Source organism: Pseudomonas sp. AC242 (assembly GCF_979258655.1).
Window position 1 is genome coordinate 4,185,932 of record NZ_OZ409873.1, and the last position, 20,074, is coordinate 4,206,005.

A 20,074-nucleotide genomic window follows, 5' to 3' on the forward strand; every position below is an offset into this window, starting at 1 on the left:
TTTTTTCTCCCGTAGTTGGCGTAGAGTTTGTCCACTGTGTTTGCATGGGTCAGCTTTGAATCGTGACCTGGGCAGTAGCCTACAAGTTAGCTACATCCCGTTCGACGTCTTCTTACTCTCCTGCAACCAGCCCCAGTACTCTTTCATGAGAAAGAGACTGTCATCAATTTTTGCGTCAAAGGAAATAAGAAATGTCCACACGTCAGAGCGGTACCGTCAAGTGGTTTAACGACGAGAAAGGTTTTGGTTTTATCACTCCAGAAAGCGGTCCGGATCTGTTCGTGCATTTCCGCGCCATTCAGGGCAACGGCTTCAAAAGCCTGAAAGAAGGCCAGAAAGTGACCTTCGTTGCTGTGCAGGGCCAGAAAGGCATGCAGGCTGACGAAGTACAAGCAGAAGCCTGATTTTCTGTTACGAAAAAGCCCCTGATATTGATATCAGGGGCTTTTTTGTGCGCGCGAATCCGTAAAATGGCGCTTCATTTTGCATCCAGAGGCTGCCATGTCGAAAAACCTGCTCACGCCCCAAGGGGACTTTCCTCCCGTTGGCCTAGGTCGTCGCCTGGCAGCGATGTTCTATGACTTTCTGCTGTGCACCGCACTGCTGATCGTCACCGGCTTCGTTTACAAAATGATCCAGGCCGCGATCATCGGTGAAGAGCGTCTGCGGGTAATGACCGATGCCGGCAAGCTCGACGGTGATCCGCTCTACTCCACCGTGCTGCTGTTGGTGCTGTTTGCGTTCTTCGCCAAGTTCTGGACCCATGGCGGGCAGACACTGGGCATGCAGGTGTGGGGCATTCGCGTGCAGAACGCCAATGGCACGGCGATCAGCCTGTGGCAGGCGCTGTTGCGGTTTATGGTGTCGATTGCGTCGTGGCTGTGCGTAGGGCTGGGATTCTTCTGGTCGCTGTATGACAAGCAGAAGCGCACTTGGCATGACATCTATTCGGATACCCGCCTCGTCCGAATCCCGAAGAAGACCAAATAACTTCCAGACACCAAAAACTACTTTAGGAGTGAGCCTGCTCGCGATAGCGGTGTGTCAGTCAACATAATTGTTATCTGACACACCGCTATCGCGAGCAGGCTCACTCCTACAGGTTTATTTGTTGCTTGAAAGACCTCAGGCGTTACCGGCCAGCTTCATCCGTGCGGCCTGGGTGAAATCCAGCATGCGCTTCAACGGCCGGATCGCCTGCGGAATCAACGCCGGATCAACAAAGATCTCGTTCGTGCCTTCCTTCAAGCTCTTGAGCGTGCGCTCAAGAGTGTTCATGGCCATCCACGGGCAATGCGCGCAACTGCGGCACGCGGCGCCGTTACCGGCGGTTGGCGCTTCGATGAAGACCTTGTCCGGGCACAACTGCTGCATCTTGTAGAAGATGCCACGGTCGGTCGCGACGATCAGCGTCTTGTTCGGCAACGACTGTGCAGCGGCAATCAACTGACTGGTCGAGCCCACGGCGTCTGCCAGTTCAATCACCGAAGTCGGCGACTCCGGGTGCACCAGAATCGCGGCGTCCGGGTACAGCGCCTTCATGTCTTCGAGTTGCTTGGACTTGAACTCCTCGTGGACGATGCAGGCACCGTCCCAGAGCAGCATGTCGGCGCCGGTCTTGCGCTGAATGTAGGTGCCCAGATGCTTGTCAGGGCCCCAAATGATCGTCTCGCCGTTGTCCATCAGGCTTTCGACGATTTCCAGTGCGCAACTTGAAGTCACCACCCAATCAGCTCGAGCCTTAACAGCTGCGGAAGTGTTGGCGTAGACCACCACCGTGCGTTCCGGGTGCTGATCACAGAACGCCGAGAACTCGTCGACCGGGCAACCCAGGTCGAGCGAGCAGGTCGCGTCCAGCGTTGGCATCAGCACGCGTTTTTCCGGGTTGAGAATCTTCGCGGTCTCGCCCATGAACTTCACGCCGGCGACCACTACGGTCTTGGCCGGATGAGCGTTGCCGAAGCGGGCCATTTCCAGGGAGTCAGAGACACAACCACCGGTTTCTTCGGCCAGAGCCTGAATCACCGGATCGCAATAAAAGTGGGCCACCAGCACCGCGTCCTGAGCCTTCAGCTCGGCGGCAATGGCGGAACGGTAATAAGCCTCTTCCTCAGCGGTCAGCGGTTTGGGCTGTTTGGCATCGAGGTGGGCTTGAACCAGAAGGCGTTCGGAAATCTGCGTCATGTTCGCAAGACCTGCAGGCGCGTTCGCGCGAAAGTCGAGTATACACCCGGCTCCGGACCGCTTGAGGGTACCGCCGGGAGAGTGAGTATTATCAGGCACGGACAGCATTGAAGCTGCGCAAGGCTACAGAATATCCCGTTGATACAAAAGATGATTCTGACCTGCGTCAGCGCTGCGGGTATTGAAATAACGCATAGCGAAATTGCAGGCAAAAAAAAACCCGGAAATCCTCACTTTCGTGGGCCTTCCGGATTTTCTAAACCGCCAAATATGGTGGGTCGTGTGGGATTCGAACCTACGACCAATTGGTTAAAAGCCAACTGCTCTACCAACTGAGCTAACGACCCGCTGTGTGGTGGCGCGTATAATACTGATTTTTAAGGACTATTCAACACCTTTTTGAAAATAATCAAAAATAAGGTGTTGGATCACTTACACCAGCGGCCGCGAAGCCTTCTGCGCGCAGGCGGCAGCTGTCGCATTTACCGCACGCACGGCCATCATCGTCGGCCTGATAGCAGGAAACGGTGAGGCCATAATCAACGCCGAGCTTCACGCCCGCCTGCACGATCTGCGCCTTGCTCAGGTTCTGCAACGGCGCCTGAATACGGAAACCGTTGCCTTCCACACCGGCCTTGGTCGCCAGGTTGGCCATGCGCTCGAACGACTCGATGAACTCCGGACGGCAATCTGGATAGCCCGAGTAATCCACCGCATTAACACCAATGAAGATATCGCGGGCGCCGAGCACTTCCGCCCAACCCAACGCCAGCGACAAGAACACCGTGTTGCGCGCTGGCACGTACGTCACTGGAATGCCTTCGCCCAGCTCTTCAGGGATGTCGATGCTGGCGTCGGTCAGGGCTGAGCCGCCCATGCCATTGAGGTTCAGGCCAATGACCTTGTGCTCGACCACACCCAAGTCGCGGGCGACGCGGGCGGCGGCGTGCAATTCGGCATGGGAACGCTGGCCATAGTCAAAGCTCATGGTGTAGCAGCGGTAGCCTTCGGCTCGGGCCATGGCCACTACAGTGGCCGAGTCCAGACCACCGGACAGCAGAATGACCGCACGTTTTTCGGTGGTGTTCAGTTGTTCGGTCATCTCAGCGCCCCGGCTCGTCATTCCACAAATATTTATGCAACTGCAATTGCAACCGCACCGGCAGGTTGTCCGCCACCACCCAGTCCGCCAGATCGCGAGCATTGAGATCATGGTGACTTGGGGAAAACAGCACTTCGCCGGCACGTCGATCAAGACCGTACTGAATCAGTTTGGAGACGGCCCAGTCATAATCGTCGCGCGAGCAGATGACAAACTTCACCTGATCGTTGGGCGTCAGCAGTTCGATGTTCTCGTAACGGTTGCGATGGGCTTCTTTCGAATCCGGCGTCTTCAGGTCGACAACGCGACTGACGCGCGGATCGACAGCCGAGACGTCGAGGGCGCCGCTGGTTTCCAGCGAGACCTCATAACCGGCATCACACAATTGTTTGAGCAAAGGAATGGCATTGGGCTGTGCCAACGGCTCACCGCCGGTGACACAGACGTAGCGCGGGCGAAATCCGGCCACTTGCTCGAGGATGTCGTCGAGGGTGCGCACTGTACCGCCACTGAAGGCATAGGCGCTGTCGCAGTATTGGCAACGCAATGGGCAACCGGTCAGGCGCACAAAAACCGTGGGCAGCCCGGCAGTCCGCGTTTCCCCCTGCAAAGAGTAGAAAACTTCGGTGATTCTCAATGTGTCTTGCATAGTCGCCACGGGCGTAACAGCTAAACAGGCTGTCCGCCTCCGTCAGGCACTTCAGGCAATCCCGCCAACGCGTAGACCGCAAGAAGCGTGTTTCAGAAAAAGGGCGTGAATTCTAACGAAAAAACCCGCGACAAGCGCGGGTTTCTTCCAAACGGGTCAAGCCTGCTTACATGCGTTGCAGATCGCGTTGGGCCAACTGAGCAGCCGAGGTACCCGGATATTGGGCCACCACCTGCTGCAGAATGCCTTTGACCTTGTCGGTATGACCGAGGCGGCGCTCTACATCAGCCAGCTTGTACAGCGAATCCGGCACTTTGGCGTGCTTGGGATATAGCTGCGAAACCTTGGCGAAAGCCTGACCTGCGCCTTGCAGATCGCCTTTGGCCAGATTCACTTCACCCAACCAGTACTGGGCGTTACCCGCGTATTGGCTGTTCGGGTATTTGCGCAGGAAAGCGGCAAAAGCCTGGCTGGCCTTGTCGAAATCCTTGGCTTTGATCAGGTCGAAAGCGGCATCGTAATACAGCTTTTCCTTGGCCGGATCACCCGGTTCACTGCTTGCAGCAGGTGCCTGGGCAGCAGCCCCGGCGCCAGCAGCAGCACCGGCAGCAGCACTTGCATCGCCACCGGCAGAAGAATTCTCAGGAGTCGCGGCAGGTGCAACGCCGGATCCTATGCGCCGATCAAGATCCTGGTATCGCTCCAGGGATTCCTGCTTCATGCGCGCAACCTGATTCTGCAGTTCTTCGATCACACCTTGCTGGCGCGATATCTGATCCTGCATCTGTTGCAATTGGTTGAACAGCATGCCTTGTGCCGAGGCAGGGGCCGAAGCCGCTCCCCCGGCATAGGCGCCGTTCGTACCGTAACCTGCAGGCGGATAACTGCTCCCGCTATTGTTATAACCGGAGTTGTCATCGACCACAGGAACCGCAGCCCACGCCGCAAGCGGCGCGAGGCTGAGAGCCAGAACAGTTACAGCACGACGGCACGTTCGCATATCGAATTACTTACGCAGTTCGACGCGACGGTTTTGAGCCCAGGACTGCTCGTCGTTGCCGGTAGCAACTGGACGCTCTTCGCCGTAGGAAACCAGTTCCAGCTGAGCTGGGGAAACACCTTGCAGTACCAGGTAGCGCTGAACGGCTTTCGCACGACGCTCGCCCAGTGCCATGTTGTACTCACGAGTACCACGTTCGTCGGTGTTGCCTTCCAGAACAACGCGAGCGCCGTTTGCTTTCAGGTCTTTGGCGTGAACGTCCAGAGCGCGCATGGCTTCTGGCTTCAGGTCCGAGCTGTCGTATTCGAAGTAGAAGGTGGTGATTGCGCGCAGAGCAGCTTCTTCGCTCAGGGAACCGTCAACGGCACCAGTGTTTGCGCCGTAACCAGCGTTTGGATCAACAGCGCCTTCACCGGCGTTGTCGCCGCCTTTGGACGAGCAACCTACAGCTACAGCCATGGCCAGAGCCAGCGCAGCAAATTTACCAAACTTCAGCATTTCCATCGTGAAACTCCTAATGAACCCCAGTGTGTTAAGTAAAACGTGTAGCGCCCGCTCACTTCAGGTAAGGGGACCAGGACGGTTCTCTGACTTCGCCTTGAGCGGTAGGAAGCGGGAGCCTAACGCGTCCATTAATGGACACGAGCATCAAGACTCCCCGGCCCTGTTGGCGGGTGGCGTAGATTACCATGGTGCCGTTGGGCGCAACAGTAGGTGACTCGTCCAGAGTGCTATCAGTGAGGATCTTTACACTACCTCGCTGCAGATCCTGAGCTGCCACCTTGAAATTGGTGAAGCCATCCTGACGATGGATCATCACCAAAGTCTTTTCATCTGCCGAAAGTTTCGGGTTGGCGTTGTAGTTACCTACAAACGTCACACGCTCGGCACCACCGCCACTGGCGCTGGTTTTGTAGATCTGAGGCTTGCCGCCGCGGTCCGAGGTGAAGTAGATGGTCGAGCCATCCTTGCCCCAGTACGGTTCGGTGTTGATGCCAGGACCTGCGGTTACGCGGGTGATCTGACGCGAAGCCAGATTCATCACATAGATGTCCGGGTTACCGTCTTTCGACAGTACGAACGCCAGGCGATCACCATTCGGCGACCAGGCTGGCGCGCCGTTCAGGCCTTCGAAATTGGTGATTTGCTCACGGCGACCGGTGTCGATGTTCTGCATGAAGATGCGCGGACGCTTCTGCTCGAACGACACGTAGGCGATGCGCTTGCCATCCGGTGCGAAGCGCGGCGACAGAATCGGCTCACGCGATTGCAACAGCGTCACGGCGCGAGCACCGTCGTAGTCCGAACGCTGCAGGGTGTAACGGGTGTTCTTCTCGGAGAAGCGCTCAGCCGTCACGTACAGCAGACGCGTCGAGAACGCACCTTCAATGCCGGTCAGTTTCTGGAACGACTGATCGGAGATGAAGTGCGCCATGTCGCGCAATTGCTCGGTGGTACCGGAAACACTGCCGTCTGCCACTTTTTGCTCGGTGGCTACGTTGAACAGCGCCCACTGCACCTGCAAGCGACCGCCCGCTGGCGCAATGCTGCCGACCATCATGTATTGAGCACCCACCGCCTTCCAGTCACGGAAGATGATTTCGCTCGGCTGGCTTGGCTGGCTGATCATGTTTTGCTTTGGAATCGGCGAGTAGTAGCCCGAGTTGCGCAAATCGTTACCAATGATTTCAGCCATGTCGTCCGGCAGCACGGCACCGCCCTGCATACCAAACGGTACAACGGCGATCGGGGTTGCCCGATCGCTGCCGCTGGTGACCAGAATGTTCTTTTCATCCGCCATCGCGATCCCTGCCATGCAGCAGATCACGACCAGCATTCCTCGAAGAAGGTTTCTCACAAGGCTAGATCCTCAGGTGTGAATGTCATCTTGAATGAACGATACGGAGCGAAATCGCTCGGCTTCATTCCCTGCATTTCTGTCAAACGTCCAATATTTTTGACCGCTGCCACTGCCGAAGCATCGAACGGACCATCGCCACTGGATTTGGCCACGCTGACCGAAGTCACCGTACCGTCCGGCAACATGCCGATCTGCAGCACCACCGTCATGCCTTTGCGTGCCGAAGGTGGACGGGCCCAGCCTTCTGCAGCTCGCGCACGAATCAGGTCATCGAAACTGCCCGCGACTTCGTCGCCCTGCTCATCGGCCAAGGCCTGCTGGCGCTGCGGCGTATCGGAAAGCAAATCGGCCAAGGCCTGAGCCTTTTTGTCTTCGGTCGATTTACGTGCTGCATCCTGCGCTTTCTTCTTCGCAGCATCGGCAGCAGCTTTCTTCTTCGCTTCGTCGGCGATTTTCTTCTTCGCCTCTTCAGCTTCAGCTTTCTTCTTGGCGTCTTCGGCGGCTTTCTTCTTCGCGTCTTCGACGATCTTCTTCTTGGCTTCTTCAGCGGCTTCTTTCTTGGCTTCTTCCTTAGCCTCTTCTTCAGCCTTCTTCTTGGCTATATCAGCCAATTGTTTCTCTTCGGCCTTCTTGGCTTCGGCTTTCTTCGCGTCGTCAGCTTTCTTGGCGTCATCCGCCTTTTTAGCTTCATCCGCTTTTTTAGCCTCATCGGCCTTCTTGGCTTCCTCGGCTTTTTGAGCCGCTTCTTCTTTCTTTTGTTCCGCAGCGGCCTTGATCTCTTCCTGCTCGACCTTTTTCTGTTCCATCTGCTCTACTTCAGTCTGGCGCGCGGCGGATTTCTTCGCCTCACCCGCAATCTTCTGATTGGTCTGGGTGGTTGCCTGACTTTTCGATTTCAGTTGGTACAGGGTCGCCTGGACAATCGGCTTGGCCGGCGGCAGCTCTGGTGTGAAGGCAAAACTGACGAACAGCATGCCGAACACCAGCACGTGCAGGACAATTGCCAGAACACTAGGCCAGAAGTAGCTTTCCGAGGCGGACGGCTCTCGCTGTTGCTGCATCAGGGGGCCTCGGTAATCAAACCAACATTACCGACCCCGGCTTTCTGCAACCCGCCCATGGCGCCCATGACAGAACCATAGTCGACGGTCTTGTCACCGCGGATGAAGACCTGGGTACGCTTGCCGCCTTCGGTGCCGGCACGAATGATCTTGGTCACCGCGTCGGTCATTTGCGGCAGGGTCATGGCCCTGTCCTGTTGCTTCTCGGTGTCGACTTCGCTGCCAAGGTTCCAGTAGTAGGTCTTGTCAGCCTTGATCGAAATAGTCAGGACCTGCGTGTTGTTGTCCTGCGGCAAGGCTTCGCTGGAAACCTTGGGCAGATCAACTTTCACGCCCTGATTGAGCATCGGCGCGGTCACCATGAAGATGACCAGCAGCACCAACATCACGTCGATGTATGGCACCACGTTCATCTCGGCGACCGGCTTGCGCTTTTTGCGAGCTCGAGCGATTAAAGCCATTGGAAATTACCTGCTTATTCTTCGCTGGTGTGCACTTTGCGGTGCAGGATCGCCTGGAATTCATCGGCGAAGGTGTAGTAGCGGCTCAGCAAGGTTTCGCTGCGGGCAGAGAAACGGTTGTAAGCGATAACTGCCGGGATTGCCGCGAACAGGCCGATCGCGGTGGCGATCAGGGCTTCGGCGATACCCGGGGCCACAGTGGCCAGAGTGGCTTGCTGGGCGCTGGCCAGACCGCGGAAGGAGTTCATGATGCCCCACACGGTACCGAACAGACCGATGTACGGGCTGACCGAACCGACAGTGGCGAGGAACGGCAGGCTCTGCTCCAGTTTCTCTTCTTCGCGGGAGATGGCGACGCGCATGGCCCGGGCCACGCCTTCCATCACCGCTTCAGGATCGACGCCTGGCTGCTGACGCAGACGCGAGAACTCCTTGAAGCCGGCACGGAAGATCTGCTCAACGCCCGAATCCGGATCCGGGTTGCTGCCCGCCTGACGGTACAGCTTGGACAGGTCGATACCCGACCAGAAGCGCTCTTCGAAGCTCTCCAGGGCGCGTCGACCGGCGCGCAGCAGATTGCTGCGCTGAAAGATCATGATCCATGAGGTCACCGATGCGGCCACCAGGGTCAACATTACCAACTGCACCACGATGCTGGCATTGCTGACCAGGCTCCACATGGAGGAATGGTCGACGACGTTAGCTTCCACGCTTTATCTCCTGCTTTGAGTGTGTACCCGGGCCGACCGCGTCGGCGAAGGCCGCACGCAAATCTTCGGGAAGGGCCCGGGGTTTCAAACTGTTAGTGCGCACACAGGCCACCAAAAACTGCCCCTCACAGAGCAGCACATTATCCGTTGCCCGCCTGACCTGCTGTTTGAAGCGCAGGCTGACCCGGTTCAATTCGATTACATCAGCGCTTACCAGCAGTTCGTCGTCCAGTCGCGCCGGCGCGTGATAGCGCGCTTCGCTGGAGTGCACGACAAACAACAGGTCCTCCCCTGCCAGCTGCGATTGGGCAAAGCCCAGTTCGCGAAGCCGCTCGGTTCGAGCCCGTTCCATAAACTTGAGGTAATTAACGTAATACACGATGCCGCCCGCATCGGTGTCCTCGTAATAAACGCGACAACGATGTGCGAACGGCTCAAGCCCGTTTTGCGCGCGCATACTCTAGTGCTTACTCCTCAGGTTGCCAATCCGGCCAGGCAACTGTTTTTCATGGTTTCAGAGCTTTACCGCAAAAGTACCGTCCTGTGACCGTACAAACCCTGAATAAATCGACAACAAATGTGTATTAATCGTCCACGGCATCGAGAAACTCGTCTGCCACGGGCATTTCACCCATTCGTGACGGAATGTTTAAACCGAAGTGCAGGTACGCATGGCGCGTCACCACCCTGCCCCGTGGCGTGCGCATGATGTAACCCTGCTGGATCAGATACGGTTCCAGCACATCCTCAATGGTGTGACGTTCTTCACTGATCGCAGCGGCGAGGCTGTCGATACCGACCGGGCCGCCATCGAACTTCTCGATCATGGTCAACAGCAGACGCCGGTCCTGATGATCGAAACCATGCTCGTCGACGTCCAGCAGGTTCAGCGCCAGATCCGCCACCGCCTTGGTGATGTGGCCCTTGGCGCGGACTTCGGCGAAGTCACGCACGCGGCGCAACAGACGGTTGGCGATTCGCGGCGTACCACGGGCACGACGTGCGATTTCGAACGAACCTTCCGGATCCAGCGGCAGACCGAGAATCGCCGCCGAACGGCTGACAATCGTCGCCAGATCGGCCGTGCTGTAGAACTCAAGACGCTGGACAATACCGAAGCGGTCACGCAACGGGTTGGTCAGCATGCCGGCGCGAGTGGTTGCGCCCACCAAAGTGAACGGCGGCAGATCGAGTTTGATCGAACGCGCGGCCGGCCCTTCACCGATCATGATGTCGAGCTGGAAATCTTCCATCGCCGGGTACAGCACTTCTTCAACGATCGGCGACAGGCGATGGATTTCGTCGATGAACAGCACGTCGTGCGGTTCGAGGTTGGTCAGCAGCGCCGCCAGATCACCCGGACGCTCAAGTACCGGACCGGATGTGCTCTTGATAGACACGCCCATTTCCTGGGCAATGATGTTCGCCAGCGTGGTCTTGCCCAGACCCGGCGGGCCGAAGATCAGGGTGTGGTCGAGGGATTCGCTACGGCCACGGGCGGCCTGGATGAACAGTTCCATCTGCTCGCGCACGGTCGGCTGGCCAATGTAGTCGGCCAGACTGACCGGTCGAATGGCCCGGTCCTGGACTTCTTCGCGCTCACGCGGGCTGTGCGCGGCGGTGATCAGACGATCAGCTTCAATCACTTAAATCATTCCCTTCAGGGCACGGCGGATCAGGTCTTCACTGCTCAAATTCTTGTCCTTGATGGCGGTAATCGCTTTACTCGCTTCCTGCGGCTTGTAGCCCAGGGAAATCAGCGCGCTGACCGCATCGTTCTCGGCGGTATTGACCGGCGCCGGGCCATCAGGCTGATTCGGTACCAGGGCAAACATCGCCGGCGAAGTTTCCCAGGCCTTGAAGCGGTCTTTCAACTCAACCAGCAAGCGCTCGGCGGTTTTCTTGCCGACTCCCGGCACTTTGGTCAAGGCCGAGGTGTCCTGCGACTGCACACAGCGGATCAGCTCATCGACTTCCAGGCTCGACATCAACGCCAGGGCCAATTTTGGCCCGACACCATTGAGACGGATCAACTCGCGAAAAAAGTCTCGCTCACGCTTGCCGGCAAAACCATAGAGTAACTGTGCGTCTTCGCGCACGACCAAATGGGTGTGCAGGGTCAGCGGTTCACCGACCGACGGCAGACGATAAAGGGTGGTCATGGGCACTTCCAGCTCATACCCGAGGCCGTTTACATCCAGAATCAGGTGCGGCGGCTGTTTCTCAGCCAGGGTGCCGCGCAAGCGTCCAATCACGTTTCAGATCCTTGAGCGTTGGCCAGCCGTGGGCTGGCGACTATCGAAAGGCGAATTTCGCGCCGACGACTCAGGCGCAGGAAATCCACTTTCAAGAAAATTGATGCTGATGCTATCAGAGACGCAGGCGCCCGCCACGACTGCGTGCCGTTCCCAAACCGTGGGGCAGCAGACTGGAACGCGTGTGCGCATGGCAAATGGCAATGGCCAGGGCGTCCGAGGCATCGATTTGTGGTTTGCTGGTCAGTTTGAGCATGTGCATGACCATCATTTGCACCTGTTCTTTATTCGCCGCGCCGGTGCCGACCACAGCCTGTTTAACTTGAGTGGCGGTGTACTCGGCGATCTCCAGACTCTCTTCAGCGCCAGCCACGATTGCAGCGCCGCGAGCCTGACCGAGCTTCAGCGCCGAATCGGCGTTTTTCGCCATAAAGACTTTTTCGATGCCCATGGTCACCGGACCGTAGGTCTGAATGATCTCCCGCACTCCGCGATAGACGATTTGCAGGCGTTCATGCAGTTCGCCCGCACCGGTACGAATGCAGCCGGAAGCCACATAAATACAACCGCCACGCCCGGTATCTCGAACAATGCCGTAACCGGTGATGCGCGAACCGGGGTCGATACCAAGAATTAAAGTCATAACGCCTGCAGAAATTGATGCGAAAGCTGAGGGTACATGTAGGAGCTGCCGAAGGCTGCGATCTTTTGATCTTTCAAAAACAGAAAGATCGCAGCCTTCGGCAGCTCCTACAGGTGAAGTGTAGAGCCAGCAAAAACTGCGACCTTTCTATTTGCATCAACCGAGCTGAGCGGCCACGTCTTCCGGAATGTCCGCGTTGGAGTAAACGTTCTGCACGTCATCCAGGTCCTCGAGCATGTCGATCAGCTTGAGTACCTTCTCCGCACCTTCCAGATCCAGCTCGGCGCTGGTGGTCGGCTGCATGACGATTTCCGCGTCATCCCCCTTGAACCCGGCGGCTTCCAGCGCGTTACGCACCGCGTAGAAACTGGTGAACGAGGTAAACACGTCAATCGAACCGTCTTCATGGCTGACCACGTCATCGGCATCGGCTTCCAGCGCCGCTTCGGTCAGCGCATCTTCATCGACGCCCGGCGCGAAGCTGATCTGGCCTTTGCGTTCGAACAGATACGCCACCGAACCGTCGGTGCCGAGGTTGCCACCGCACTTGCTGAAAGCATGACGAACGGCTGCCGCAGTACGGTTGCGGTTGTCGGTCATGCACTCGACCATCACCGCGACGCCGCCCGGGCCGTAACCTTCGTAAGTCAGTTCTTCAACGTTGTCCGCTTCGGTGGCACCGGCGCCGCGCGCCACGGCGCGATCGATGATGTCACGGCTCATGTTCGCGCTCAGTGCCTTGTCCAGGGCCAGACGCAGACGCGGGTTGGACCCGGGATCACCGCCACCCTGACGGGCCGCAACGGTCAGTTCGCGGATCCACTTGGTGAAGATCTTGCCTCTCTTGGCATCCTGACGTTCTTTGCGGTGCTTGATGTTCGCCCACTTGGAATGACCTGCCATAACTCGCTCCGAATTCTCTTTGAAACGTTGCCCGCCCTGCTCATGCAGCGGCCAGCAAACAAAAAAATCTCGACCTGCTCTCTATAGAAAGAAAAAAGGCGCATCCGAAGATGCGCCTTCAGGCCCGTCTTACTCAGCCTTTGGCGTTTCGCGCAAACGAATGTGCAGCTCGCGCAGTGCCTTGGCATCCACGACACCCGGCGCTTGCGTCATCACGTCGGCAGCACTCTGGGTTTTCGGGAATGCGATCACTTCACGGATCGACTGGGCGCCGGTCATCAGCATCACCAGACGGTCCAGACCGAAGGCCAGACCACCGTGCGGCGGCGCACCGTATTTCAGCGCGTCGAGCAGGAAGCCGAATTTCTCTTCCTGTTCCGCTTCGTTGATGCCCAACAGGCGGAATACCGCTTGCTGCATTTCCTTGCGGTGGATACGGATCGAACCGCCACCCAGCTCGGTGCCGTTCAGCACCATGTCGTACGCGCGGGACAGAGCGCCGGCCGGGTTGGCTTCCAGTTCTTGCGGGGAGCACTTCGGCGCGGTGAACGGGTGGTGCAACGCGGAGAAGCTGCCGTCGTCGTTCTCTTCGAACATCGGGAAGTCGACGACCCACATTGGTGCCCACTCGCAGGTCAGCAGCTTGAGGTCGTGACCGAGTTTGATGCGCAGTGCGCCCAAGGCTTCGCTGACGATCTTGGCCTTGTCGGCGCCGAAGAACACGATGTCGCCGTCAACTGCACCCACGCGATCGAGGATGGCGTTGAGGTTTTCCAGCGGGATGTTTTTCACGATCGGCGATTGCAGACCTTCAACACCGGCTGCACGCTCGTTGACCTTGATGTACGCCAGGCCCTTGGCACCGTAGATGCCGACGAACTTGGTGTAATCGTCGATCTGCTTGCGTGGCATGCTTGCGCCGCCTGGAACGCGCAGTGCGGCGATACGGCATTTCGGATCGTTGGCCGGGCCGCTGAACACTTTGAAATCAACTTCTTTGAGCTGATCGGCGACGTCGACCAGTTCCAGCGGGTTACGCAGGTCTGGCTTGTCGGAACCGTAGCGGCGCATGGCTTCTTCGAAGGTCATGTGCGGGAATTCGCCGAACTCCAGACCCAGCACTTCCTTGAACAGGTTGCGGATCATTTGCTCGGTCAGGCCCATGATCTCTTTTTCATCGAGGAAGCTGGTCTCGATGTCGATCTGGGTGAATTCTGGCTGACGGTCGGCACGCAAGTCTTCGTCGCGGAAGCACTTGGCGATCTGGTAGTAACGGTCGAAGCCAGCGACCATCAGCAGTTGCTTGAACAGCTGTGGCGATTGCGGCAGGGCGAAGAACGAACCGGCATGGGTACGGCTAGGCACCAGATAGTCACGCGCGCCTTCAGGCGTAGCGCGGGTCAGGATCGGCGTTTCAACGTCGAGGAAGCCGTTCTCGTCGAGGAAGCGACGGATGCTGGTGGTCATGCGCGAGCGCAGACGCAGCTTCTCGGCCATTTCCGGACGACGCAGGTCGAGGAAGCGATAACGCAGACGGGTTTCCTCGCCAACGTCGGAGAACTCGTTCAGCGGGAACGGCGGGGTTTCCGACTCGTTCAGCACTTCCAGTTCATAACCCAGCACTTCGATCATGCCCGACGCCATGTTGGCGTTGGTGGCACCAGCCGGACGCAGACGCACCTTACCGGTGATCTTCACGACGTACTCGCTGCGCACGCGATCGGCAGCGGCGAAGCTCTCGGCGCGATCCGGATCGAACACTACCTGAGCCAGACCATCACGATCACGGATATCGAGGAAAATCACCCCGCCGTGGTCGCGACGACGGTGAACCCATCCGCAAAGGGTAATTTCCTGGCCTTCCAGGCTTTCGTTCAGTTGGCCGCAATAGTGGCTGCGCATCATGGTCGTGGTTCGCTTCTCGTAATTCGAAAAATTCGGTGGAGCTCCCGTTGCTTTTCAAGCAATGCGGAAACTCACGCGTGTCGTTCAACCCGGGGTTGAACCCTAGTCAGATTTGTCGCCACCGGCCAGGTTCTTCTTGGCGCCGGTCTTGAAATCGGTTTCGTACCAACCGCCGCCACTGAGGCGAAAGCCTGGCATCGACAGTTGCTTCTTGAGCTCTGGCGCCTGACAGGCAGGGCAGTCGACCAGCGGTGCCTCGCTGATCTTTTGAATGGCTTCCAACTGATGACCACAGGAAGCACATTGATAATCGTACATCGGCATGGGGGGTGTCTCGGCGATCAGATTGCCACCGCGCGCAGGGCTTTGCGGCGAAAGAGCGGGATTATATCGATTAAATGCGGCCTGTGCAGCCGTAAGACTGCACAGGCCGCGACCTCGTTTGCAACTGCCGTTTCAGAGCGATTCGACAGGTGTAGTTTGCTTGACGCCGTTCATGACACACACCACCCGCACCAGCGCACTGAAATTTCTCACCCCGCCATGACGAAGATGCACTTCACGGTCGACGTGGGACAACAGCGAGCTGATCGAACAGCAGTTGTCTGCGGCCATATTGCCAAGGATGTTCCAGTAGACCCGCTCCAGCCGCAGGCAGGTCGCATAACCGTTCAGACGCACGGATCGAGACGATGGCTGAACCAATGCCATGTCGAATTCGTGGACGAACGGATCGACTTTCAATTCATGTGGCAAGCCGACAATCCTGTCGCCTCGCCTGTCTCCCTCTACCATATCGGTGACACTCCTTTGCCATCTCTGCTTGTTTGAAAAGTCACATCCTGTGGCTTTCATAAAAGCGCAGACACAACGTTATAGCCAGACGACTTATTGACCGACAACGTAGGAAAAGCCAACGATACAGGTGGGATTGCGGACAGCGCGCGAGCCTTCTGCTGCTGGCCCGCGCACCGGCAGATTTACGCTTCCAGCAAGGCGCGCAGCATCCACGCGGTTTTCTCGTGAACCTGCATGCGCTGGGTCAACAGGTCTGCGGTCGGCTCATCGCTGACCTTGTCGAGCAGCGGGAAAATGCCACGCGCCGTGCGGGTCACGGCTTCCTGGCCGTCGACCAGTTGTTTGATCATGTCTTCGGCACTCGGCACACCCACTTCTTCCTTGATAGAAGAAAGGCGTGCGTAGGTGGCGTAGGCGCCTGGCGCCGGAAAGCCCAAGGCGCGAATACGCTCGGCAATCAAATCAACGGCCAGCGCGAGTTCGTTGTATTGCTCTTCGAACATCAAGTGCAGCGTCCGAAACATCGGACCGGTGACGTTCCAGTGGAAGTTGTGGGTTTTCAGATACAGCACGTAGGTGTCCGACAGCAGACGCGATAAGCCTTCGACGATGGACTTGCGGTCTTCTTCACTGATACCGATATCGATTGCCATGTTTACCCCCTAACGGCGATTGAATTCATCCAACAGGTGCAGACCCACTCTAGCAAGGCTGTCGACACCCCGCAGCCCCGATCAGATGCACACACTGCGACAAATCGACCGACGCCATGCCGCTGGCCGGGCTGATTTGAGTAGCCGCAGGCTTTGCTGTTAAATAGACAGTGTGTCGCCATGCCCCATTTTTCGGGGCGTTGCGCATAGGCTGATGCCGTGAACGTGTCCACCGCCTCTTATTTTGTCCCGAAGCGAACCGTGCGCCTTCAGCTCTTCCTTGTGAGCCGTCATAAACGTGAGCCAATCAAAATGTTGAAAATCGTCCACCTGCTAATGGGCGCAGCGGCACTGCTGCTGTCGTTCATACCCAGCTTGAAATCCGAAGCCGTTCCCTACCTGCAACAACCCGATGCACTTTACCTGGCCTTTTTCGGCCTGCTGAACCTGGTGATTGCTCCTGTGATTCCTTTCTGGAACAAAGGCCCTCGTCAGCATCTGCAAAACCTGGTCAGCGCGCTGCTGGTACTGACTGTCGTCCTGCAAACCCTGACCCTGATCGCGCCGATGCCCGTCATCGCCGGCCAGCCAGCCGTACTGTTCACCCTGGTGATCGCGCTGGTTGCCGTGGTCTTGCATCTGGCTGTGAGCTTCTATCGTTCTTCACCTGCTGCTGCTCCAACCAGCTATGACATGACCAATCGTGATACCGGTACCGTCAAGTGGTTCAACACCTCCAAAGGCTTCGGTTTTATCTCCCGGGATTCCGGCGATGATATTTTCGTGCACTTTCGCGCGATCCGTGGCGAAGGTCATCGCGTACTGGTCGAAGGCCAGCGCGTGGAGTTCTCGGTGATGAACCGCGACAAAGGCCTGCAAGCCGAGGATGTGATCGCCGCACTGCCGCGACGCTGATCCAGGCATAAAAAAACCGCGAGCAGCCTGCTGTTCGCGGTTTTTTTACGCCTGATGAAAAGTACCTGCCTCAGTAGTGTGGCGGGGGCGCCTCATCCTCAAAGGACTCGAACTGACCGACCATCTCTTCCTGACGCTTGAGCATTGCTGCCATTTGCAATTGCAGGCGCTCGACCACGCGCTGCTGAGCGACCAGTACGTCGTTCAATGCCTGAATAGTGTCATCCTGAAATGCCAGACGGCTTTCCAGATCGGTAACGCGGTCTTCCAGGCTCATGAATCAGCCCTCCAGAAACGTAAAGTCTTCGGTCAACACCAGACGCAACTTTGCGCGAATGGCCTCTACTTGCTCGGCATTGTAAGGCTTGGCCGGGAGCTTGCCCCAGACCGGCGCCGGCCAGGCTGCGTCATCGCGTTTGCGCACAATCACATGCATATGCATCTGGCTGACAACGTTACCCAGGGTGGCGACGTTCATTTTGTCGGCATCGAACAGATCCTTGAGCAGCTCAGCCAGCGCGGTGGTTTCAAGCCAAAACTGTTGCTGATCGGCGACATCCAACTGAAACAACTCACTGATATTGTCGCGACGAGGCACCAGGATGAACCAAGGGTAGTTGGCGTCATTGGACAGCAGCAGTCGGCACAGAGGGAAATCACCGATGGTCAGCGTGTCCTGTTGAAGTCGTGAATCTAAAGCAAACACTGCGCGCACTCCCGGCTGATCTTCATTATTCAGCTTAGCGGCGATCCTTATGGACGGCGCACCAAGCGACAGGACGGCAGCATACCTGCGAATGCGCCTGCCTTCACGGCGACGGTGTACCCCATCGCCCTGCGAACGCCCCGACATGTGACATTTGCGAGCACAACGCACCAGCATGAAACCAGCATCCAGACTCAGCCCGACAAAATGACCGAAAACAGCAGAGACGTTCAGCGTCATCGCCCCTGCAAGCTGTATGAATTCAGAACAGCTGTAAATTTTTTTGCACCAAAACTGCACAGTGCGTCTACGCTCACTGCGTCGGGCATCCGCCAAATACTCACTGGCGGGGTGAACCGGTAACGTTTTTGGTTGTCACGCGCGTTTCTCGGCGTGGCAACACCATAGGAGGTATGGCGTCAAGCACAGAAAAAATCAGGCTTGAAGCCCCGCTTTCACAAGGTTTTCACAAACACAGGCGGGTGTTCAGAAAAATAACCGCAGCAAAATTGCGGTTTGTGCACGCTTGTTGCATTCGTACCCATATGGACTATAAGCGCACCACTGGAAGTGGATGCCTTAAGCCCCATAAGAACAGTGGCAGGGTTGCCCGATGGAGATTCAAGTGTTTTGCCAGGGACTCTTTTTTACCGATGCAAAAAGGCCCATAAACAGCGAGAAAGTTGTCAGTCCGGCTGCGTCGGTACTGTGAATTTGCGACATCCACCACGCCATTTGCGACAACGTCGTAAAGATGCTGAAAGGTTGGATTAGCAAGTATCGCCAACATTGTCGGCGTGATATAAGTTTGCGCCGACACAAAAAGAAAGAGCCGCCCAGATAATAAAACAGGTGGGACGGCAGTACTCTTCTAAAACCAAAGGAGCAAATCACGATGCGCGTGATGAAGTGGAGCATGATCGCACTGGCAGTTGCAGCAGCAGCCAGTACTCAAATGGCTACGGCCGCACCGTTTGTAAGTGACCAGTCTGAAGCCAAAGGTTTTGTTGAAGACGCGAAACTCACCGAGACGTTGAAGAACTATTACTTCAACCGCGACAACAAGAACGGCGGCCGCGACCAGAAAGACTGGACCCAGGGCTTCCTTAGTAACTTCAACTCCGGTTACACCCAAGGTACTGTCGGTGTTGGTATCGATGCCTACGGTTACCTGGCACTGAAACTGGACGGCGGCGACGGTACTTCCGGTTCGGGCAACATGAGCCGCAGCGATACCGTTAACCCGAACAACGGCGCTCGCGACGTTAACGACAGCCAGGGCAAAGCCGGCGCGTCGGTCAAATTCCGCGTTTCCAAAACCGAACTGAAATTCGGCGACATGCAGCCAAGCACTGCTCCAGTGTTCGCTGTCGGCGGCTCCCGTATCCTTCCGCAAACGGCTACTGGCTTCCAGTTGCAGAGCAGCGAAGTCAAAGACCTTGACCTCGAAGCCGGTCATTTCTACTCGGCTTCCAGCCAGGACAAAAACGCCCGTAACGGCGGTCTGTACGCTAACTACGCAGGCGTAGAAGCCGACTCGATCGACTACTTCGGTGGTAAATACAGCATCACCGAAAACCTGAGCGCATCGCTCTACGGCGCCAAGCTGGAAGATATCTGGAACCAGTACTACGCCAACGTGAACCTCACCACCCCATTCAGTGGTGACACTTCGCTGAACACTGACTTCAACATCTACCGCACCACCGACACCGGTGACAAGCTGGCAGGTGACATCAGCAACACTGCCTTCTCCCTGGCAACCGCGCTGTCGTTCCTGAAAGCACACACCTTCACCCTGGCCTTCCAGAAGGTCAACGGCGATACCCCGTTCGACTACATCGGCGTGGGCAAGAACAACCGCGGTGGCGACTCGATCTTCCTGGCTAACTCCATCCAGTACTCTGACTTCAACGGTCCTGGCGAGAAATCCGTTCAAGCTCGCTACGACCTGAAAATGGCCGAGTACGGCGTTCCAGGCCTGAGCTTCATGGTTCGTTACGTTAAAGGTTGGGACATCGACGGTACCAGCACTCCAGCTGGCAGCCCTTACACCGGTCTGTACGGTGAAGATGGCAAACACCACGAAACCAACTTTGAAGCCAAGTATGTTGTTCAGTCTGGCCCGGCTAAAGACCTGTCCTTCCGCATTCGTCAAGCCTGGCACACTGCCAACGCTGACCAAGGCGAAGGCGATGTCAAAGAGTTCCGTCTGATCACCGAATACCCACTGAACATCTTGTAATTGTCAGTGGTTAGTTTGGAAGC

The 20,074-nt window shown here is 57.1% G+C and carries 24 protein-coding genes and 1 tRNA gene; 4 read left to right on the forward strand and 21 right to left on the reverse strand.

Features of this window, described 5'->3' with window-relative positions:
• Nucleotides 1–191 precede the first annotated feature (191 nt).
• Both ACZZ0A_RS18790 and ACZZ0A_RS18795 read left to right on the forward strand, forming a co-directional pair.
• The gene (locus tag ACZZ0A_RS18790) at nt 192–404 is read left to right on the forward strand and encodes a cold-shock protein (protein ID WP_003227496.1); all 213 of its coding nucleotides are present in this window, start codon (nt 192–194) and stop codon (nt 402–404) included.
• Nucleotides 405–501: 97 nt separating this feature from the next.
• Nucleotides 502–990: an RDD family protein gene (locus ACZZ0A_RS18795; RefSeq protein WP_007950167.1), complete on the forward strand. Its 489-nt coding sequence runs from the start codon at nt 502–504 to the stop codon at nt 988–990.
• 135 nt (nt 991–1,125) lie between these two features.
• On the opposite strand, the gene nadA is transcribed toward ACZZ0A_RS18795, so the two are convergent.
• From nadA to ACZZ0A_RS18890, 19 genes are all read right to left on the reverse strand, one after another.
• On the reverse strand, nt 1,126–2,184 hold the full coding sequence (gene nadA / locus ACZZ0A_RS18800; protein WP_003227499.1) for a quinolinate synthase NadA: 1,059 nt from the start codon (nt 2,182–2,184) through the stop codon (nt 1,126–1,128).
• Between the two features lie 271 nt (nt 2,185–2,455).
• A tRNA-Lys gene (locus ACZZ0A_RS18805) sits at nt 2,456–2,531 on the reverse strand.
• Between the two features lie 62 nt (nt 2,532–2,593).
• Nucleotides 2,594–3,286: a 7-cyano-7-deazaguanine synthase QueC gene (gene queC, locus ACZZ0A_RS18810; RefSeq protein WP_007912720.1), complete on the reverse strand. Its 693-nt coding sequence runs from the start codon at nt 3,284–3,286 to the stop codon at nt 2,594–2,596.
• Nucleotide 3,287: 1 nt separating this feature from the next.
• Nucleotides 3,288–3,935: a 7-carboxy-7-deazaguanine synthase QueE gene (queE, locus tag ACZZ0A_RS18815; RefSeq protein ID WP_007912722.1), complete on the reverse strand. Its 648-nt coding sequence runs from the start codon at nt 3,933–3,935 to the stop codon at nt 3,288–3,290.
• 166 nt (nt 3,936–4,101) lie between these two features.
• Nucleotides 4,102–4,935 (reverse strand): tol-pal system protein YbgF, encoded by an 834-nt coding sequence (ybgF, locus tag ACZZ0A_RS18820; RefSeq protein ID WP_007912724.1) that lies wholly within the window; start codon nt 4,933–4,935, stop codon nt 4,102–4,104.
• 6 nt (nt 4,936–4,941) lie between these two features.
• Complete coding sequence (pal, locus tag ACZZ0A_RS18825) at nt 4,942–5,439, reverse strand: peptidoglycan-associated lipoprotein Pal (RefSeq protein WP_003178634.1); 498 nt, start codon at nt 5,437–5,439, stop codon at nt 4,942–4,944.
• A gap of 52 nt (nt 5,440–5,491) precedes the next feature.
• The gene (tolB, locus tag ACZZ0A_RS18830) at nt 5,492–6,772 is read right to left on the reverse strand and encodes a Tol-Pal system beta propeller repeat protein TolB (RefSeq protein WP_016983828.1); all 1,281 of its coding nucleotides are present in this window, start codon (nt 6,770–6,772) and stop codon (nt 5,492–5,494) included.
• Nucleotides 6,773–6,789: 17 nt separating this feature from the next.
• A complete protein-coding gene (gene tolA / locus ACZZ0A_RS18835) occupies nt 6,790–7,857 on the reverse strand; it encodes a cell envelope integrity protein TolA (RefSeq protein ID WP_007912728.1) in 1,068 nt (355 codons plus the stop codon).
• Nucleotides 7,857–8,309 carry a protein TolR gene (gene tolR, locus ACZZ0A_RS18840; RefSeq protein WP_161806672.1) on the reverse strand — a complete coding sequence of 151 codons (453 nt, stop codon included), beginning with the start codon at nt 8,307–8,309 and terminating at the stop codon, nt 7,857–7,859. Before tolR ends, tolA begins: the two co-directional genes overlap by 1 nt.
• A 23-nt stretch (nt 8,310–8,332) precedes the next feature.
• Complete coding sequence (gene tolQ / locus ACZZ0A_RS18845; protein ID WP_007912733.1) at nt 8,333–9,028, reverse strand: protein TolQ; 696 nt, start codon at nt 9,026–9,028, stop codon at nt 8,333–8,335.
• Nucleotides 9,018–9,485: a tol-pal system-associated acyl-CoA thioesterase gene (gene ybgC, locus ACZZ0A_RS18850; RefSeq protein ID WP_007912735.1), complete on the reverse strand. Its 468-nt coding sequence runs from the start codon at nt 9,483–9,485 to the stop codon at nt 9,018–9,020. The genes tolQ and ybgC overlap by 11 nt, the downstream gene beginning before the upstream one ends.
• Nucleotides 9,486–9,612: 127 nt before the next feature.
• Complete coding sequence (gene ruvB, locus ACZZ0A_RS18855; RefSeq protein WP_007912736.1) at nt 9,613–10,674, reverse strand: Holliday junction branch migration DNA helicase RuvB; 1,062 nt, start codon at nt 10,672–10,674, stop codon at nt 9,613–9,615.
• Nucleotides 10,675–11,283: a Holliday junction branch migration protein RuvA gene (ruvA, locus tag ACZZ0A_RS18860; protein ID WP_003227522.1), complete on the reverse strand. Its 609-nt coding sequence runs from the start codon at nt 11,281–11,283 to the stop codon at nt 10,675–10,677.
• 115 nt (nt 11,284–11,398) lie between these two features.
• The gene (gene ruvC / locus ACZZ0A_RS18865) at nt 11,399–11,926 is read right to left on the reverse strand and encodes a crossover junction endodeoxyribonuclease RuvC (protein WP_007951206.1); all 528 of its coding nucleotides are present in this window, start codon (nt 11,924–11,926) and stop codon (nt 11,399–11,401) included.
• 156 nt (nt 11,927–12,082) lie between these two features.
• Nucleotides 12,083–12,829 carry a YebC/PmpR family DNA-binding transcriptional regulator gene (locus tag ACZZ0A_RS18870; RefSeq protein WP_007912738.1) on the reverse strand — a complete coding sequence of 249 codons (747 nt, stop codon included), beginning with the start codon at nt 12,827–12,829 and terminating at the stop codon, nt 12,083–12,085.
• A 129-nt stretch (nt 12,830–12,958) separates the two neighbouring features.
• Entirely contained in the window at nt 12,959–14,734 is a 1,776-nt protein-coding gene (gene aspS / locus ACZZ0A_RS18875) for an aspartate--tRNA ligase (protein WP_007912740.1), read from the reverse strand.
• Nucleotides 14,735–14,836: 102 nt separating this feature from the next.
• Entirely contained in the window at nt 14,837–15,058 is a 222-nt protein-coding gene (locus ACZZ0A_RS18880; protein WP_007912741.1) for an FmdB family zinc ribbon protein, read from the reverse strand.
• Nucleotides 15,059–15,190: 132 nt separating this feature from the next.
• Nucleotides 15,191–15,529 carry a ribbon-helix-helix domain-containing protein gene (locus ACZZ0A_RS18885; protein WP_463543577.1) on the reverse strand — a complete coding sequence of 113 codons (339 nt, stop codon included), beginning with the start codon at nt 15,527–15,529 and terminating at the stop codon, nt 15,191–15,193.
• 185 nt (nt 15,530–15,714) lie between these two features.
• On the reverse strand, nt 15,715–16,185 hold the full coding sequence (locus ACZZ0A_RS18890) for a Dps family protein (protein WP_007912745.1): 471 nt from the start codon (nt 16,183–16,185) through the stop codon (nt 15,715–15,717).
• Between the two features lie 312 nt (nt 16,186–16,497).
• Between ACZZ0A_RS18890 and ACZZ0A_RS18895 the strand changes: the two genes are divergently transcribed.
• On the forward strand, nt 16,498–17,100 hold the full coding sequence (locus tag ACZZ0A_RS18895) for a cold-shock protein (protein WP_007912746.1): 603 nt from the start codon (nt 16,498–16,500) through the stop codon (nt 17,098–17,100).
• Between the two features lie 70 nt (nt 17,101–17,170).
• On the opposite strand, the gene ACZZ0A_RS18900 is transcribed toward ACZZ0A_RS18895, so the two are convergent.
• Nucleotides 17,171–17,377 (reverse strand): SlyX family protein, encoded by a 207-nt coding sequence (locus ACZZ0A_RS18900; RefSeq protein ID WP_007912748.1) that lies wholly within the window; start codon nt 17,375–17,377, stop codon nt 17,171–17,173.
• A 3-nt stretch (nt 17,378–17,380) separates the two neighbouring features.
• Nucleotides 17,381–17,806: an HIT domain-containing protein gene (locus tag ACZZ0A_RS18905; protein WP_463544104.1), complete on the reverse strand. Its 426-nt coding sequence runs from the start codon at nt 17,804–17,806 to the stop codon at nt 17,381–17,383.
• Nucleotides 17,807–18,701: 895 nt separating this feature from the next.
• Between ACZZ0A_RS18905 and ACZZ0A_RS18910 the strand changes: the two genes are divergently transcribed.
• Nucleotides 18,702–20,051 carry an OprD family porin gene (locus ACZZ0A_RS18910; protein WP_463543578.1) on the forward strand — a complete coding sequence of 450 codons (1,350 nt, stop codon included), beginning with the start codon at nt 18,702–18,704 and terminating at the stop codon, nt 20,049–20,051.
• Nucleotides 20,052–20,074: the final 23 nt, after the last annotated feature.